This window comes from Saccharothrix australiensis (assembly GCF_003634935.1).
Lineage (GTDB): Bacteria > Actinomycetota > Actinomycetes > Mycobacteriales > Pseudonocardiaceae > Actinosynnema > Actinosynnema australiense.
This window is the reverse complement of the sequence record NZ_RBXO01000001.1, coordinates 4,544,402-4,559,429: the sequence shown is the minus strand read 5'-3', so window position 1 is coordinate 4,559,429 and position 15,028 is coordinate 4,544,402. Positions and strand designations below refer to the sequence as shown.

General features: G+C 74.8%; 16 protein-coding genes. 7 read left to right on the top strand and 9 right to left on the bottom strand.

Annotated features, from left to right (window positions below):
* Positions 1-7: 7 nt before the first annotated feature.
* Together C8E97_RS19505 and C8E97_RS19500 are read right to left on the bottom strand one after the other, a co-directional pair.
* Positions 8-985: a DUF5914 domain-containing protein gene (locus C8E97_RS19505; protein ID WP_121007008.1), complete on the bottom strand. Its 978-nt coding sequence runs from the start codon at positions 983-985 to the stop codon at positions 8-10.
* Between the two features lie 115 nt (positions 986-1,100).
* Positions 1,101-2,033, bottom strand: a complete 933-nt coding sequence (locus C8E97_RS19500; RefSeq protein ID WP_121007007.1) for a phytoene/squalene synthase family protein — start codon at positions 2,031-2,033, stop codon at positions 1,101-1,103.
* A gap of 247 nt (positions 2,034-2,280) precedes the next feature.
* On the opposite strand from C8E97_RS19500, the gene C8E97_RS19495 reads away from it, so the two are divergent.
* The 6 genes from C8E97_RS19495 to C8E97_RS19475 all read left to right on the top strand — a co-directional run bounded on the left by C8E97_RS19495 (position 2,281) and on the right by C8E97_RS19475 (position 9,498).
* A complete protein-coding gene (locus C8E97_RS19495) occupies positions 2,281-3,591 on the top strand; it encodes a polyprenyl synthetase family protein (protein WP_121007006.1) in 1,311 nt (436 codons plus the stop codon).
* A 306-nt stretch (positions 3,592-3,897) separates the two neighbouring features.
* Positions 3,898-4,065 (top strand): hypothetical protein, encoded by a 168-nt coding sequence (locus C8E97_RS34685; protein ID WP_170211914.1) that lies wholly within the window; start codon positions 3,898-3,900, stop codon positions 4,063-4,065.
* 109 nt (positions 4,066-4,174) lie between these two features.
* On the top strand, positions 4,175-6,787 hold the full coding sequence (locus C8E97_RS19490; RefSeq protein ID WP_246019015.1) for a CHAT domain-containing protein: 2,613 nt from the start codon (positions 4,175-4,177) through the stop codon (positions 6,785-6,787).
* Positions 6,788-6,961: 174 nt separating this feature from the next.
* Positions 6,962-7,570, top strand: a complete 609-nt coding sequence (locus C8E97_RS19485) for a TetR/AcrR family transcriptional regulator (RefSeq protein ID WP_246019389.1) — start codon at positions 6,962-6,964, stop codon at positions 7,568-7,570.
* Positions 7,570-8,121 (top strand): carboxymuconolactone decarboxylase family protein, encoded by a 552-nt coding sequence (locus C8E97_RS19480; RefSeq protein WP_121007005.1) that lies wholly within the window; start codon positions 7,570-7,572, stop codon positions 8,119-8,121. Before C8E97_RS19485 ends, C8E97_RS19480 begins: the two co-directional genes overlap by 1 nt.
* Positions 8,122-8,316: 195 nt before the next feature.
* Positions 8,317-9,498 (top strand): globin domain-containing protein, encoded by a 1,182-nt coding sequence (locus tag C8E97_RS19475; protein WP_121007004.1) that lies wholly within the window; start codon positions 8,317-8,319, stop codon positions 9,496-9,498.
* Between the two features lie 23 nt (positions 9,499-9,521).
* On the opposite strand, the gene C8E97_RS36550 is transcribed toward C8E97_RS19475, so the two are convergent.
* The 3 genes from C8E97_RS36550 to C8E97_RS19460 all read right to left on the bottom strand — a co-directional run bounded on the left by C8E97_RS36550 (position 9,522) and on the right by C8E97_RS19460 (position 11,203).
* On the bottom strand, positions 9,522-9,650 hold the full coding sequence (locus C8E97_RS36550) for a hypothetical protein (RefSeq protein ID WP_281275443.1): 129 nt from the start codon (positions 9,648-9,650) through the stop codon (positions 9,522-9,524).
* A 334-nt stretch (positions 9,651-9,984) separates the two neighbouring features.
* Complete coding sequence (locus C8E97_RS19465; RefSeq protein ID WP_121007003.1) at positions 9,985-10,665, bottom strand: papain-like cysteine protease family protein; 681 nt, start codon at positions 10,663-10,665, stop codon at positions 9,985-9,987.
* A 319-nt stretch (positions 10,666-10,984) separates the two neighbouring features.
* Positions 10,985-11,203 (bottom strand): DUF6343 family protein, encoded by a 219-nt coding sequence (locus tag C8E97_RS19460; protein WP_121007002.1) that lies wholly within the window; start codon positions 11,201-11,203, stop codon positions 10,985-10,987.
* Positions 11,204-12,058: 855 nt separating this feature from the next.
* Here C8E97_RS19460 and C8E97_RS19455 point away from each other — a divergent pair.
* The gene (locus C8E97_RS19455; RefSeq protein ID WP_121007001.1) at positions 12,059-12,448 is read left to right on the top strand and encodes a bacteriophage spanin2 family protein; all 390 of its coding nucleotides are present in this window, start codon (positions 12,059-12,061) and stop codon (positions 12,446-12,448) included.
* Positions 12,449-12,508: 60 nt separating this feature from the next.
* Here C8E97_RS19455 and C8E97_RS19450 read toward each other — a convergent pair whose 3' ends face one another.
* The 4 genes from C8E97_RS19450 to C8E97_RS34680 all read right to left on the bottom strand — a co-directional run bounded on the left by C8E97_RS19450 (position 12,509) and on the right by C8E97_RS34680 (position 15,004).
* The gene (locus tag C8E97_RS19450; protein ID WP_246019013.1) at positions 12,509-13,192 is read right to left on the bottom strand and encodes an energy-coupling factor ABC transporter ATP-binding protein; all 684 of its coding nucleotides are present in this window, start codon (positions 13,190-13,192) and stop codon (positions 12,509-12,511) included.
* On the bottom strand, positions 13,189-13,749 hold the full coding sequence (locus C8E97_RS19445) for a biotin transporter BioY (protein ID WP_121007000.1): 561 nt from the start codon (positions 13,747-13,749) through the stop codon (positions 13,189-13,191). The genes C8E97_RS19450 and C8E97_RS19445 overlap by 4 nt, the downstream gene beginning before the upstream one ends.
* A 94-nt stretch (positions 13,750-13,843) precedes the next feature.
* Positions 13,844-14,431, bottom strand: coding sequence for an energy-coupling factor transporter transmembrane component T family protein (locus C8E97_RS19440; RefSeq protein ID WP_121006999.1), 588 nt, complete (start codon positions 14,429-14,431; stop codon positions 13,844-13,846).
* Positions 14,432-14,500: 69 nt separating this feature from the next.
* Positions 14,501-15,004 carry an AMP-binding protein gene (locus tag C8E97_RS34680; RefSeq protein WP_281275442.1) on the bottom strand — a complete coding sequence of 168 codons (504 nt, stop codon included), beginning with the start codon at positions 15,002-15,004 and terminating at the stop codon, positions 14,501-14,503.
* Positions 15,005-15,028 lie beyond the last annotated feature (24 nt).

Below are 15,028 nucleotides of genomic sequence, written 5' to 3'. Positions count from 1 at the left end.
GGAGGCTTCAGTCGGGCAGGCGACCGGTGGCGCGCAAGGCGTAGCGGCGTTCCGCGTAGGCCAGGTCGTCCCGCCACAGCCGGGCCGCCGCCCACCGCATCAGCGGGCGCAGCACCGGGGCCGCCGCGCGCGCCAGGGCGAACCCGCGCCGCGTCGAGTGCGCGACGGTCGCCTCGATCACCGCCGTGCGGGCCACGCCGCCCGGTCCCGGTGACAAGGGGGTGGCGTGCGTCTCCACCACGCTGCCCTCGCCCTCGCCGGACACGATGCGCATCACCACGGTGCGCGGCTCGGGGCACGAGAACGCCGCCACCACCGGCACCCCGACGCGGCCCGCGAGCCGGAACGTCACCTCCACCAGGAACCGGTCGTCCTCCTCGGTCGCCGCCGCCGCGACCCGCAGGTTCGCGAAGGAGTACGGGTGGAACCACGCGCCGTGCCACGGGTCGAGCCGGTTGGCCACCACGTCGTCGGGCTCGCAGCGACCGATCGCGGTCAGCACGGCGTCGATCGACCCGTGCGGCGGTCGCGTCGGCAGCACCGGCTCGGGCAGCGGCTCCTCGCCGCCCACGTCGTCGAGCCGCACCCACGCGAGCACCCCGTCGTCGTGGGCGGGGTAGGGGCTCCACGCGCCGAACCTCCGCCCGTCGAGCGCCAGGCCGTGCCACCGGCACACCAGCCTGCCCTCGTGCACGGCACCGTCGCACAGCGGCGCGCCCAGGTGCGGGCACGCGCCGGCACCCGCCCGCAGCCCGCCGTCCGCACCACGCCACAGGACGACCTCGCGGCCCGCGACGGTCCGGCCGAAGGGCCGGTCGGACCGCACCTCCCGGCTCGCGGCGACCACGAACCAGTTCCCCGACGGCTTGGCCAGGGCCCGCTTCAGCGCGGACCCGATGACCGCCGGGCTCGCGTCGCGCCACGTCGGTTCCTGCTCGGGCCACGGTCGGCTGCGGAACATCCGCAGGGGGAGTCGTCGACGCATGTGTCTGTCCACTCCGGACGGTCGATGGTCAGGTGGTCAGGTGGTCGGGTGGTCGGCGGTCCGTGCGGTTCGGGTGGTCCGCGGTCCGGGCCGGTGGGGCGGTCAGGCGGGGCGGTCAGGCGGTGGTGGCGAGCGCCGCGCGGGCGAACGCGGGCAGCGCCACCGCCAGCCGCCCGCGCCTGGACACCACGACCCGGCGCGACACGATGTCGTGGTCGGCCTGCTCGATGAGGTCCAGGATCCTGCCGTACAGCCGGAAAGCGGTGTCCACGCAGAGCCGTGACCGGGGTTCGAGCATCGCCACGCCCGGCGCGGCCTCCCGGTACACCGCGCGGGTCAGGGCCACCTGGTGGGCCAGCGCGCGGCGGAGGCGCGGCTCGGTGCGCCCCGTGCGGCGCGCCCACCCGAGCAGGTCGCGGTCCACCCCGAACGCGGCGAGCTCGTCGGCGGGCAGGTAGACCCGCCCCCGGTCGAGGTCCTCGCCCACGTCCCGCAGGAAGTTGGTCAGCTGGAACGCCACCCCGAGCGCCGCCGCGGCGGGCTCGGCCTCCTCTTGGGGAACGCGGGTGCCGAGCACGGGCAGCACCTGGAGCCCGATGACGGCCGCCGAACCGTGCACGTACCGGGACAGCGCCGCGCGGTCCGGGTAGTCGGTGACGGTCAGGTCCATCCGCATCGACGCGAGGAAGTCGTGGAAGTGCGCGTGCGGGATGCCGTAGCGGCGGGCGGTGTCCACCACGGCCGCGACCACGGGGTGCGGGCTCGCGCCGGTCGCGAGACCGTCGGCCAGCGCGGTCGCGACGCGCTCCAGCTCGGCGGCGCGCCGGGCCGGCGTGCGGCCGTCGTGCACCTCGTCCAAGATGTCGTCCGCCCACCGCGCGAACCCGTAGAGCGCGTGGACCGCCGGCCGCCGTTCCGGGCTCAGCAGCCTGGTGGCGAGGTAGTAGGTCCGGCCGTGCTCGGCGTTGAGCGCGCGGCACCTCCGGTAGGCCGCGCGCAGCACCGGGTCCGTGATGGCGGCTGCGTCGAGTTCGCGGTCGACCGGCATCGGGCTCGCATCCTTCCGAGTGGGCACGCGTGACACGCTAAGTGGGCGGGCGTGGCTCCGCACAACGGGCGCGCTCGTCATGCGGGGCGACCGCCGCGCTGCTTAGCTCGGAGCCTGGCCGGAACCGGGTGACCCGGACGGGTACGGGTGGACCCGGGGACGGATCGCCCGCCGGGGGCGGCGATCCGGGTGGGGACGGAGCAGGCGATCGGGCCGGTGGGCCTGATCGGGACCGCTGAGGAGGGGCATGTCGCCGGCGGGTGCGATCGACCCGTGCACGGACCACCCGCTCGACGACGAACTGCCGGCGCGCCTGCACGGTGAACTCGCGGCGTTCCTCCGGCGCAGGCCGCAGGTCGAGCAGGCCGCCGAGCTGACGGCCGAGCTGTCCGGGCTCGTCCTGTCCGGCGGCAAGCGGCTGCGCCCGACGTTCGCGTGGTGGGGGTGGCGCGCGGCGGGCGGCGCGTCGCGCGGTCCGCGCGCGGAGCCGGTGCTGCGCGCCCTGATCGCCCTGGAGTTGTTGCAGGCGTGCGCTTTGGTGCACGACGACGTGATGGACCGCTCGGCCACGCGCCGCGGCAGACCCACCGCGCACCGCGCGTTCGCCACCCGTCACGAGCGCGCCCGGTGGGCGGGCGACCCGGACCACTACGGCGAGTGCGCGGCCATCCTGGTCGGCGACCTCGCGCTGGCGTGGGCGGACGACGCGCTCGTCACCGCCGGGCTGCCCGCCGACGCGCTGGCCCGCGCCTGGGCGCCGTGGCAGGCGATGCGCACCGAGATGATCGCCGGCCAGCACCTGGACCTGCTGGCGGGCGCGCGGCGCGAGGAGTCGGTCGAGCGGACCCTGGTGGTGGCGCGGCTGAAGACGGCGTCCTACACCGTGCAGCGCCCGCTGCACCTGGGCGCGGCGCTGGCGGACGCGCCGCCGGAAGTCACCGCGGCGCTGTGCGCGTTCGGCCGGGACATCGGTGTCGCGTACCAGTTGCGCGACGACCTGCTCGGCGTGTTCGGCGACGAGGAGGTCACCGGCAAACCGGTCGGCGACGACCTGCGCGAGGGCAAGCGGACACCGCTGATGGCGATCGCCCTGGACCTGGCCCGCGCCGCCGGGCGGCCCGACGTGGTGCGGTCGTTGCGCCGCTGCCTGGATGGTCCGACCGACCTCGCCACCGCCGGCGCACGCCTCACCGATGCGCGCCCCGGCGATCCGCGCGCGACCGACCCGCGTTCCGCTGTCTCGCGTCCGGCTGGCCCGCGTCCCACCGACCCGCGTCCCACCGACCCGCGTCCCGTCGACGCCCACCCCGTCGATGCGCGTCCCACCGACCCGCGTCCCGTCGACGCCCACCCCGTCGATGCGCGCTCCGCCGACGCGCGCATGGTCGAGGAGGTGCGCGAACTGCTGCACGACCTCGGCGCGGTCGCGGTCGTCGAGCGGCGGATCACCGCGCTGGCCGCACGGGGGCTGCGCGCGCTCGCGCGAGTGCCCCTCGACCCCGCCGCCCGCGGCCGGCTGGTGGGCCTGGCCGACCGGGCGACCGCGCGGAAGCGGTAGGCGCGGCGGTCGGTGACGTCGTCCGTGTCGTGCCGCTGCCGATCGCCACTCCCGGTTCGCTCCAGTGCGTTCCACGCTGTTCTACCGATTGCGAAACCATCGCCACCTGATCGGGTGAATGTTGCGCTATCAGTGCACGTCAGCCCGATGCCAACTACCAGATGTGCAAAACCCCTCCTCTCCAATTACTCCGTTGTGTCAGTATTGGTCCGTCCGAGGGGGAGTAGGGGTCGTCGAACGTGACTCAACGCAATTGGTTGAGTCGATCGCACGGCCCAAGAAGATCACCAGGGAGGGGGGATCACCATGTCCAAGACCGCGGAGAAGGAATTCGAGGGTGACGCGGCCGCGCGCCGTGACGCCGAGCATGACCAGGGGGAACGTGGATCCGCGCCGGAGTCGGCGCACGAGCACGGCGAATTGACGCCGCTGTGCTCGGGCAACGGCTGCGTGCAGACACCGCGCAGGCCCTGATTCGCGCGTGATGTGATCGGCATTCGCACGTGTGATCGACGCCCGCCGACCGGGGACCCCGGTCGGCGGGCTTTCTCCTGCCCTGTTGTGTTGTCATGGACGCGTGCCCGTGACCGCAGTCCAGGACGAGTCCGCCGTGATCCGCGAAGTGCGCCGGCTGCACCGCGACGGGGTCGACGCGTCGTGCTCCGGCCGGCACCGGGAAGCGATGCGGCTGCTCGAACGCGGTGCGCGGCTGGCCGACACGATCGACCCAGCCGAGCCGGTGACCCGCGGCGACTGGCTGGTGGCGCGCATCCGACTGGCCTCGACGCGGTCGGCGCTGCTGGCCGAGGGCGCGGGACCGGCCGTCGGGCTGGCCGGGCTGGCCGACGTGCGCCGCCTGATCGACGACGTGGCGGACCCGCTGCTCCAGGCGGAGCTGCGGGGGAGCGTCGACCACAACCGCGGCCTGCTGCTGCTCAACGCGGGGCTGATCGAGGACGGCGTCGCGGCCCTGGACTCCGCCCTGGAGCACGAGGAGCGCAGGCTCGCGGCGGGCGAGCCCGCGCCGTCGCTGGTCGAGCCGATCGTGAAGACGCTGTGGAGCCGGGGCACGGCGCACACCCGGCTCGGGTCGGTCGGTCCGGCGCGGCAGGACCTGACCAGGGCGGTGGCGCTGGCGACCGGGCACGGGCTGTGGGCCAGGGCCGCCGACGCCAGCCACGCGCTCGGCCGCCTGGAGCTGCGGACCGGGGACGTCCCGGCCGCGCTGCGGCGCTACGCGAGCAGCGAGCGGTCCTACCGCGAGCAGGGCCAGGACGTGCCCCCGCTGCTCGGCCTGCACCGCGCGCAGGCGCTGATGGCCGCCGGGCTGGCCGACGAGGCGGGCCACCAACTCGACCTCGTGCTGCCGGCGATGCGGTCCGAGCACAGCGTCACCCGCGACCTGGCGGACGTGGAGCTGTACCGGGCCGTCGCCGCGTACATGACCGGCGACCTCGACCTCGCCCGCGCCATGGCGGCCTCGGCCCGGCAGCGGATGCGCCGGTGGGGCTGCGAGACGTGCGTCGCCAACGCGACGCTGCTGGGCCTGCGCGTCGACACGGTGGTGGCGCTGCGGTCCGGCGCGCCCTCCCGGCCGCTGTCCCACCGGGTCCTGGCGTTCGCCGACCGGCTGCCCGTGCCCCGGCTGGCCGAGCAGGCGGCGCTGGCGCGCATGCTCGCGGTGCGGTTGGCCCTGCGGCGCGGTGACGTCGACGCGGCCGACCGCGTCCTCGACCGGGTGCCCAGGCCGGGGAGGCTCACGCCGATCGACCACCGGATGCTGCGCCGCCTGTGCCGGGCCGAACTCGCCGTCGCCCGCGGCGAGCGCGCGGTCGCGCTGGCCGAGATCCGGGCCGGGCTGACCGACCTCGGCCGCGTGCGGGACCGGATGGGCGGCCTGGAGCTGCTGTCCGGTACCGCGCTGCACGGGCGCGAGCTGGCCGAGCTGGCCGTCCACCTGGTGCTGGCCGACGGCAACGCCCGCCGGCTGTTCTCCTGGCTGGAGCGCACGCGGGCGCAGACCTACCGCTACGAGCCGCTGACCCGCGCCGGCCACCCGGAACTCGCCGAGCGGATCGCGGAGGTCCGCAGCCTCGCCCAGTCGATCCACCAGGCGCAGCACGACGGGCACCCGACGGTCGCGTTGCGCGCCCGCCGCGCCGAACGGCTCCGGGAGGCCAACCGGCTCGGCTGGCACACCGGCGGGTGGGGCGCCCCGCGCCCGGTCGCCGGGCTGGACGAGGTGGCGGCGCGGCTCGGCGAGCGCGCCCTGGTCAGCTTCGCGTCCTCGGAGGACTCGCTGGTCGCGGTCGTCGTGGTGGGCCCCGACGTCCGCCTGGCCCGGCTGGGGTCGGCCGGGCGGGCGGCCGAGAGCGCGCGGGTGCTCAACGCGGACCTCAACGCCCTGGCGCCGGACCACCTGCCGGCGACGTTGGCCGAGGTGATGGCGATGTCCGCGCGCAAGCAGGCCGACCGGCTCGACGATCAGCTGGTGCGCCCGCTGGCGGAGCTGATCGGCGACCGCGACCTGGTGGTCGTGCCGACCGGCGCGCTGTACGCGGTGCCGTGGGGCGTGCTGCCGTCGCTGTGCGGGCGGCCGACGGTGGTGGCGCCCTCCGCCACCGCCTGGCTGGCGGCGGACCGCGTCGAGCACCGGACGGCGGGGCGCACCGTGCTGGTCCGGGGCCCCGGACTGCCCGCGGCGGTCGGCGAGATCGACAAGCTGGGCGCGCACCACGGCGTCGCCGCGCTGATGTCCGACGAGCGGGCCGCAGTGGCCGAGGTGCTGTCCGCGCTGGACGGCGCGGAGATCGCGCACTTGGCGGCGCACGGCGTGCACGAGCCGGAGAACGCCCTGTTCTCCCGCCTCGAACTCGGTGACGGCCCGCTCTACGCGCACGAGCTGGCCGGCCTCGCGCAGCCGCCCCGGCACGTCGTGCTGGCCGCCTGCGAGCTGGCGCTCAACCGCATCCGCACCGGTGACGAGCCCCTGGGTTTCGCCAGCGCCCTGCTCGCCTGCGGCGCGCGGACGGTGGTCGCGCCGCTGAGCCGGGTCGGCGACCAGGCGTGCGCCGCGACGATGGACGACTACCACCGCAGCCTGGCCGCCGGCGCGGAGCCCGCGGTGGCGCTGGCGGACGCGATCGCGGTGGACCCGCTGCGGCGTCCGTTCGTGTGCCTGGGCCGCGGTGACTGAGCGCTCCGTCGAAGCACGATGAACGGTGCGTCGTACCCTCGGGGGGCGCGTGGACCGACCGCCGCCTGCGGACCCGCGCCCGCGCGCACCGGACCGGTGCGGTGTCCCGCCGCCGCGATTGCGGTCCGGGTCGCCCGGCCGCTAACTTGGAACGAGCGTTTCAAGTTGGCGGGGGTGGCCGTGCCCGACGTGAAGCACTTCGACCCGGACGCGGCGCTGGACACCGCGATGCGGCTGTTCTGGCGGCGGGGCGTGTCGGCGACCGGCGTCCAGGACGTGGTCACGGCCACCGGCGTCAACCGGTCCAGCCTCTACGCCACCTTCGGCGGCAAGCGGGACCTCTACCTGGCCGCGCTGCGCCGGTACGTCGACCAGCGGTCCCGGCCTGCGCTGCGGCGGCTCGCCGACGACCCGCGCGGGCTGCCCGCGATCACGGACTTCTTCGGCGCGCTCGTCGAGGCCCGTTGCACCGGCGAGCACGCGCGCTGGGGTTGCCTGGTCTCCAACGCGCACACCGGCGCCGACGACGACCCCGAGGTGCGCGAAGTCCTGCGCCTGCACCACGAACTGCTGCGCGACGCGATGCGCGCGGCGTTGGCGCGGGCCCGCGCGGCGGGTGAGCTGGGGCCCGCCGTCGACCCCGAGTCGGCCGCGGACGTGCTGGCGCTGCTCGCCTACGGCGTGAACCTGCGGTCGCGGGCCGGCGCCGACCCGAAGTCCCTCACCCAGACCGTCGCGACCGCTGTCGGGTCGCTGGCGACCCGAACCGAGGAGGTTCCCTGATGGCGCAGTTCACCGTCCACGACGAGACGACGGCCCCCGAGGAGTCCCGTGCGCACCTGGCGGCGGGCAAGAACCGCATGGGGTTCGTGACCAGCCTCAACGGCATCATGGCCGAGTCGCCCGAGCTGCTGGCCGGCTACAACGCCCTGGCGGAGCAGTTCGGCAGGTCGTCGCTGCCCGTGGCGGCGAAGCACGTCGTGTGGATCACCGCGAGCGTCGGCAACCGGTGCGAGTACTGCGTGGCCGCGCACTCGACGGTCGCGCTGAAGGTTGGCACCGACCCGGCCGTGGTGGAGGCGCTGCGGGCCGGGAAATCGTTGCCCGACACCGCTTTGGAGGCGGTGCGGGTGCTCACCGCGGCGATCGTCGCCGACCGAGGCGAGGTGGGCGAGGAGCAGGTGGCGCGGTTCCTCGCCGCCGGCTACACCCGTCGCCACGTGCTGGACGTCGTCCTCGGCGTGGGCATGAAGACGCTGTCCAACTACACCAACCACATCGCGCACACCCCGCTCGACCCGGCCTGGGCGGACCAGGAGTGGACCGCGGGCTGACGGGGCGGGGCGTCGACCGGGATCGGGGACAGGGCACGAGGTCCCGTCGTGGGCCCGACGTTGCGCCCTGCCCGGCGTCGGCGTCCGCCGGGAGAGTCGGTGGTGCGAGTGCCGCGGCGTCCGCGCCCCGCCGTCGTGGTGGGCGTCCGCCCCACTCGCCGCGGCCCCGACCCTCCCACCACAGGAGAACGCCGAGTGTTGTCCACCGCGTCAGCCGAGGTGGTGCGCGCGACGCTGCCCGTCGTGCGCGACCACGCCGTCGAGATCACCGGGGTGTTCTACCGGTCGCTGTTCGCCGCCCACCCGGAGCTGCTCGACCTGTTCAACCAGGGCAACCAGGCCGGCGGGCGGCAGCGGGTCGCGCTGGCGTCGGCCGTCCTCGCGTACGCCGACCACCTGCTGGACCCCGGTGGCGCGCCGTTCGACGCGATCGCCGCCCGCGTCGCGCACAAGCACGTCTCGCTGGGCGTCCGCGCCGAGCAGTACCCGGTCGTCGGCAGGCACCTGTCGGGCGCGGTCGCGGAGGTCCTCGGCGCGGCGGTGACGCCGGCGGTCGCGGCGGCGTGGGACGAGGTCTACCGGCTGCTGGCGGACGCGCTGAGCGCGGCCGAGGCGCGCCTGTACCGGCGGGGCGGGATCGACCCGGCGGCGGTGTGGCGCGACTGGCGGGTCGTCGAGCGGCGGGACGAGGCCGTCGACGCCGTGTCGTTCACCCTGGCGCCCGACGACGGCGGCCCGGTGCCGCACTTCACCCCCGGCCAGTACGTGTCCGTCGCGGTCGACCTGCCCGGCGGACGCCGGCAGCCGCGGCAGTACTCGCTGTCGCGGGCGCCGCGCGGCGACGCGCTGCGCATCACCGTCCGGCGCGTGCGCGGCACGGGCGGCGCACCGGACGGCGTGGTGTCCGGCCACCTGCACGACCACGTGCGCGCCGACGACACCCTGCTCGTCGGACCGCCCGCCGGGGAGCACACCCTGGACGACGGCACGTCACCGGTGCTGCTGATCAGCGCGGGCATCGGCATCACGCCGATGGTGTCGATGCTGGAGCACGTCGCCCGCACCCAGCCGAGCCGCCGGGTGGTGGTCGCGCACGGCGAGCGCTCGCCCGAGCGGCACGCGCTGCGCGCCGAGGTGGCCGGTCTCGTGCGCGGGCTGGCCGACGCCGAGCTGCGCACCTGGTACGAGGACGCGCCGGGCGGCGGCCTGGTCGACGTGGCGGCGCTCCCGCTGCCCGCCGACGCGACGGCCCACCTGTGCGGCCCGGTGCCGTTCATGCGGCACGTGCGGGCCGGCCTGCTGCGGCGCGGCGTGCCGGACTCGCGCATCCGCTACGAGGTCTTCGGGCCGGGGATGCTCGACACGCCGTTCGCCTGACGGCGCGCCCCGCCCTTGGGCGGCTACTCGTTGCTCTTGTCGAACAACAGCTTCCACGGCATCAGCGCGGATTCGAGTCGGACGGCGAAGCTCATCTTCGACGCGCCCTCGGTGCGCTCCTCGAATCGGATGGGCACCTCGACGATGCGCATTCCCCGCGGCTGTGTTGGATTTGCCCTCCTTCGTCGGGCGGCTCGGCCGCCATTGAGTCGGCGGCTCGCGGGGCGGGTTGCGCCGATCGAAGAGCGTGATCGGCGAAACCCGCGCCACGAACCACCGACGCGGCCTCGCTGTGTTGGATTTGCCCTCCTTCGTCGGGCGGCTCGGCCGCCTGGGAGTCGGTGGCTCGCGGGGCGGGTTGCGCCGATCGAAGAGCGTGATCGGCGAAACCCGCGCCGCGAACCACCGACGCGGCCTCGCGGGGGGCGTGTGTGAGTGGTGAGTGGGAGCGATGGAGAGAGAGGTTGGGGGGAGTGGGGCGGGGGGTTAGCTGGCCTTGGCGATGTTCACGATCGTGTCGCCCCAGGTGAAGCGGGCGTTGCGGCGGTACTGGGTGTAGTTCCAGGTCTGGTAGCGCTGGTACGCGGGCCACGGGTCGCCGACCATCAGGGTCTGGTTGGTGCTGTCGTAGCCGTAGATGACCTCGGCGTGGCCGCCGCCGGAGGTCCAGTAGATGCCGGTCAGGTGCGGGATGCCGGCGTCGATCTGCTGGGTGATCGACGTGAAGCTGATCGGCCCGTTGGCGTCCTCGGCCTTGAAGCCCGTGCCGTGGAAGGCGTCCACGATCTCCGGGATCTCCGCGCCCTCGTTCGGGCAGTAGCCGGGCACGCCGCCCTTGCCCGCGGCGCAGAACGCCTGCTGGCTGACGGTCACGCCCAGGGTCCGCTCGATGCTGGCCCCGGTCGCGGCCCAGCACCACTGGTCCTGCTGCTGCACCTGCTGGGTGTAGTTCAACTTCTTGGAGGCCCGCGGCGTGACGTCCAGGGGCGCGCGCGTCGGCACGACCTCCCGGACCTCGGTGTGCTCCTGGGTCCTGATCAGCCCGTTCGGCGGTGCGACCCGGTCGTCGGTCGCCGCGGTCGCGCTCACCGGTGACAGCACCGCCGTGAGGGCGAGGACCACGGGGGCCAGGCAGGGGAGGCCCCGTCGGATGGATGTCCGATCCACGAGTGTTCTCCTTGCAGGGAGGAAGGGTGGACTCACGCCGGCCGCCCGCTGGATGGGCGACCGGCTGGTCAACACCCTGCGCACCGACCCGTCACCGGACAACGGCCGTCCGTCGCGCGGTCGCGGTCCGGGTGATCGTTCACCGCCGCTTCACGCGGCGGGAACGAGCGGGACGTGCGTTCGGGCGCACCCGTCGGTCCGGTGTGGCACGGCGTGGCGGAGAACATTCACGGACCGTTCACGGGGGTGAATCGCGACGCGTTCGGTGGAATAACCGGATTGTGCGGAAGAATACCCGATCGGCTGATTTCCTGCGCCGTCAGCCGGGTTCGCCGCGCCTCTTGCGCTGGATCACGCGGCCGAGGTCGACCACCGACACCACGGCGAGCACGCCGAGCAGCACCGCCAGCCAGGTCAGGTCGGCGCGCAGCGCGAGCACGGCCGCGACGGAGTTGAACACGAAGGCGAACGAGGCGAGCCAGAGCCTCAGCGTCAGCGCGCTGCGCGGCGGAGCGGGTGGTGGCAGGTGGTCGCTCATGTCGGTGGTCTTCCCCGGAGCGACCGTCCACACACACCGGTTCCGCACCCGACAGTGGATTTCGGACCGACGGGCCGTCGCGGACGGTCACCACCGACGCCGGGTGCTCAGCCGGGCGGCTCCTCCGGCGGGTCGCACTCGTGCGCGACCCAGCGGGACGACCGGCGGTCCCACGAGACCCGCAGCCACCCGTCGTCGAGGGGCGGCAGGCGGCCGGGTCGTGGTGGCCCGGCGCGTCGAGCGCCAGACCGTGCCGGTACAGGGCTCCCGCTCGGGACGGGTGCCCGTGCGGCGTGGCCGCGACCGCCTGCTCGGCGGCCCTGAACAGTGCGCGCAACGCGCATCGCCCGTGGTGCAGTACCGCGCGTACCACCCGTCGCCCAGGTTGGTTCAGCCGCGCCGACCGCCTGCGGTGACGCGGCGGCGGCCTGCGGTGGTGGCACGGCCTGCGGCGGCGGCCTGCCCGCCGAGCAACAGCGCGACGGCGAGGCCCGCCACCACCCCGCCGAGTGGGCGCTTTCCCCTGTGGTTTCCCCTGATCGCCGAAGTCCGGGCGTGCGGCGGACGACCCGGAGGTGCCGCCGCACGCCCAGGGAACCGAGGCGGGGCGCGGTGTCCGACGTTCGGGCGAACGTGTGCCCGAACGCGCCGCTCCGGTTGCGTCATCCGGCCGCCTGGCCCCGGCACGTCGCTTGACGGGGCGGTCCGTTTTCCGGATGCTGGAGGTGCGGAGGGGAGTACCCGCCCGGTTCGTGATCGTCACTACGGCCGCTCGGCAGCGGCTCGGTCACGACGTCATCGCCGTCGCGCGGTGACCGGGGAGACCTCGGGTTCGGATGAGCCGGAGGAGTCCTGATGCGTTCCCACCTCGTCGTCGCGTTGTCCGCCGCCACCCTCGCCGTCGTCGTCAGCGGGTGCGGCGCCGCGCAGGACGCGGCGCAGGCCGCGGGCGCGGTCGCCGACACGGCCACCAAGGTGCAGGTGTGCGCCGACGCGTTGTCGCGGGCCACCGTGGCGCTCGACCCCGGCTCGCCGGAACAGGCCGTGGACCGCGCGCACGAGGCGGCGTCGTCGCTGGCCGACCTCGCGGCGACCGCCGCCGACACCACCGTCAACGAGGCGATCACCGGGCTCGCGGCCACGCTGCGCGACGTCACGGTGGACGACCTCGTCGGCCGGCCCGCCGCCTGGCTGGCGGCGAAGGCCGACCAGGTGGCCGCGCTCACGAACGCCTGCGCGCCGTGACGCACGCGGTCCCGCCCCGGCGTGGTCACGGCGGCGAGCGGACCGGTCAGCGCGCCGATGTCACAGCGGGGGGTGCATGGCGACGTAGGCCGCGATGCTCTCCCGCGCCGGCCCGTCGGCGACCACGCGACCGCCCTCGAACACCACGACGCGGTCGAAGTCGGCCAGCAGCTCCAGGTCGTGCGACACCACGACGACCCGCTGGGGCAGCTCCCGGATCAGCCGCGTGACCCGGCGCTTGTTGCGCAGGTCGAGCAGCGTGGTCGGCTCGTCGAACACCACGTGCGCGGGCTCCAGCACGAGCACCGCCGCGATCGCGAGCAACTGCTTCTGGCCGCCGCTGAGCAGGTGCGCCGGGTGGTCGCGGAACTCCTCCAGGCCGTACTCCGCGAGCACGGCCGACACCCGCCGGTCGACCTCCTCGCGCGGCAGGCCGCGGTGCTTCAGCCCGAACGCCAGGTCCTCCGCGACGGTGGGCATGATGATCTGCACGTCCGGGTCCTGGAAGACGAACCCGACCCGGCGGCGGACCTCCTTGCCCTGCTTGCGCGTCTCCAGGCCGTCCACGCGGACCCGGCCCTCGGTCGGCACCACCAGGCCGTTGAGCAGGCGCGCGAAGGTGCTCTTGCCGGAACCGTTGGAGCCGATCACCGCGACCCGCCGCTCGTCGAGCCGCAGGTCGACGTCGCGCAGCACGTGCCGCTCGCCGAACCGGTGGCTGACGCCCTCGACCTCGATGGTCACCGGGCGGCCCCGGTCCCCGGCTCGATCAGGGGGTACGCGCGGCGCACCGCGACGGCCGCCAGCGCGCCGATCACGACCTTGATCGCGTCGCCCGGCACGAACACCACCGAACTGGCGACCGCCTTGCCCAGCGGCAGGTCCGCCGTGACGGCCATCCACGGCACGCCGATGGCGTAGAGCACGAGCGCGCCGCCCACGGCGTTGGCCAGCAGCGCGGTACCGATGTTGTACCGCTTCCACAGCCGCTCGGTGAGGAAGCCGACGACGAACGCGCCCACGGGGTAGGCGATGATGAACCCGCCCGTGGGTCCGAGGACGACACCCAGCCCACCGCGCCCGCCGGGCAGCACCGGCAGGCCGACCAGGACCAGCACGTCGAACAGCAGGATCGCGAGGCCGCCCCGGCGAGCGCCGAGGATCGCGCCCGCGAGGATCACGCCGAGCGTCTGGGACGTGAACGGCGCGGGCACCAGCGGCAACTCGATGAGCGGGAAGAACCCCAACACCACCATGATCGCGGCGAACAACGCGACCAGCGCCATGTCCTTGCTACGCACCCGAACCCCTTAACCCCGCGACCTCAAACCCGCACATCATAGGCGGCCACCAGCCGATTCCCACTCCCCGGACACGCCCCCGCCCTCCACCACCTCACCCTCCTCGCGCGTCGATCGCCTCCCCCAACCCGTCCGCCAGGCGGAGGGTCTTCACCAGCAGCGGCGTCAGGAACGCGAAGCTGCGCTCGACCCCGCGCGCCCGCTGCGCCGCCCGCACCTGTTCCGCCTGCTCCCTGATCACCGGGATGAACCGGATGGTGAGCGCCACGAGCAGGCCCACCCGGTCCGGGCGCACGCCCAGCGGGCGCAGCGGGCGCAGGCCGGCCTCCACCGCCTCGATCAGCGCCGTCGTGCGGGTGGTGAGCGTGACCAGGTTGGCCAGCAGCACCAGGGCGAGGATGCGCTCGCCCACGACCGCCGCCGTCCACCAGTCGGTCAGCAGCACCTGCGCGAGCACGATCAGCACCGTGAACGGCACCACCGGCCGCAACTGCCGCCACGCCGCGCGCCACGGTACGCGGGCCACCGCGTAGCACAGCGCGATCACGCCGAGCGCGACCGCGAGCCACGGGATCGACCGCACGAAGAACAACCCCGTGCCGGTCGCGGCCAGCGCGAGCAACTTCACCCCGGCGGGCAGGGCGTGCACCGGCGAGTCGGCGTCGTGGTAGAGGCTGAGCATGGTGCCATGCCTACCCCGGTCACGCGGAACAGCGACATCCGGGGCCTCCCACGCCCCCGAGCGCACCGGTCACAGGACCTCTCGCAGGGACGACGACGTCGGCACCCACTCCCGCAGCGCCCGGCGGTCCACCTTGCCGCTCGACGTGTGCGGCATCGCCGCCACCAGGCGCGGCCGGGTGATCGGGTGGCGGGTCGGCAGGTCGAACACCTCGGCGGCGGCGAACTCCGGCATCAGGTGCGCCCACCCGCCCACGTGCAGGCCGTGCACCGCGCCGCGGAGGAAGTGCGAGTGACCCGGCGAGCCCGGCAGCAGCAGGTCGTCGTCCGCGCCGATGCCCAACTCGGCCGTCGACCGGTCGAACGTCCGCAGCCACGACCGGTGCGAGCGGACCGCGCCCTTGGGCCGACCCGTGCCGCCGGAGGTGGACACGACGCAGAACGACGCGTCGTCAGGACGGTGGCAACCGGGCGGTGCGACGCAGGAGCCGCCCGCCGGAACCCTCCCACTGCGGGGGAGTGGCCCACCGCGGAAACGCGGCGGTGGCCGGACCCCACCGGGACGTCCGACCACCGCCGACACCACCACCGCGAACCC

Excerpts from the sequence above, each read along its gene's own strand:
- C8E97_RS19505 (WP_121007008.1), bottom strand. The coding sequence starts at position 985 with ATGCGTCGACGACTCCCCCTGCGGATGTTCCGCAGCCGACCGTGGCCC.
- C8E97_RS19500 (WP_121007007.1), bottom strand. The coding sequence starts at position 2,033 with ATGCCGGTCGACCGCGAACTCGACGCAGCCGCCATCACGGACCCGGTG.
- C8E97_RS19495 (WP_121007006.1), top strand. The coding sequence starts at position 2,281 with ATGTCGCCGGCGGGTGCGATCGACCCGTGCACGGACCACCCGCTCGAC.
- C8E97_RS34685 (WP_170211914.1), top strand. The coding sequence starts at position 3,898 with ATGTCCAAGACCGCGGAGAAGGAATTCGAGGGTGACGCGGCCGCGCGC.
- C8E97_RS19480 (WP_121007005.1), top strand. The coding sequence starts at position 7,570 with ATGGCGCAGTTCACCGTCCACGACGAGACGACGGCCCCCGAGGAGTCC.
- C8E97_RS36550 (WP_281275443.1), bottom strand. The coding sequence starts at position 9,650 with ATGCGCATCGTCGAGGTGCCCATCCGATTCGAGGAGCGCACCGAGGGC.
- C8E97_RS19460 (WP_121007002.1), bottom strand. The coding sequence starts at position 11,203 with ATGAGCGACCACCTGCCACCACCCGCTCCGCCGCGCAGCGCGCTGACG.
- C8E97_RS19455 (WP_121007001.1), top strand. The coding sequence starts at position 12,059 with ATGCGTTCCCACCTCGTCGTCGCGTTGTCCGCCGCCACCCTCGCCGTC.
- C8E97_RS19440 (WP_121006999.1), bottom strand. The coding sequence starts at position 14,431 with ATGCTCAGCCTCTACCACGACGCCGACTCGCCGGTGCACGCCCTGCCC.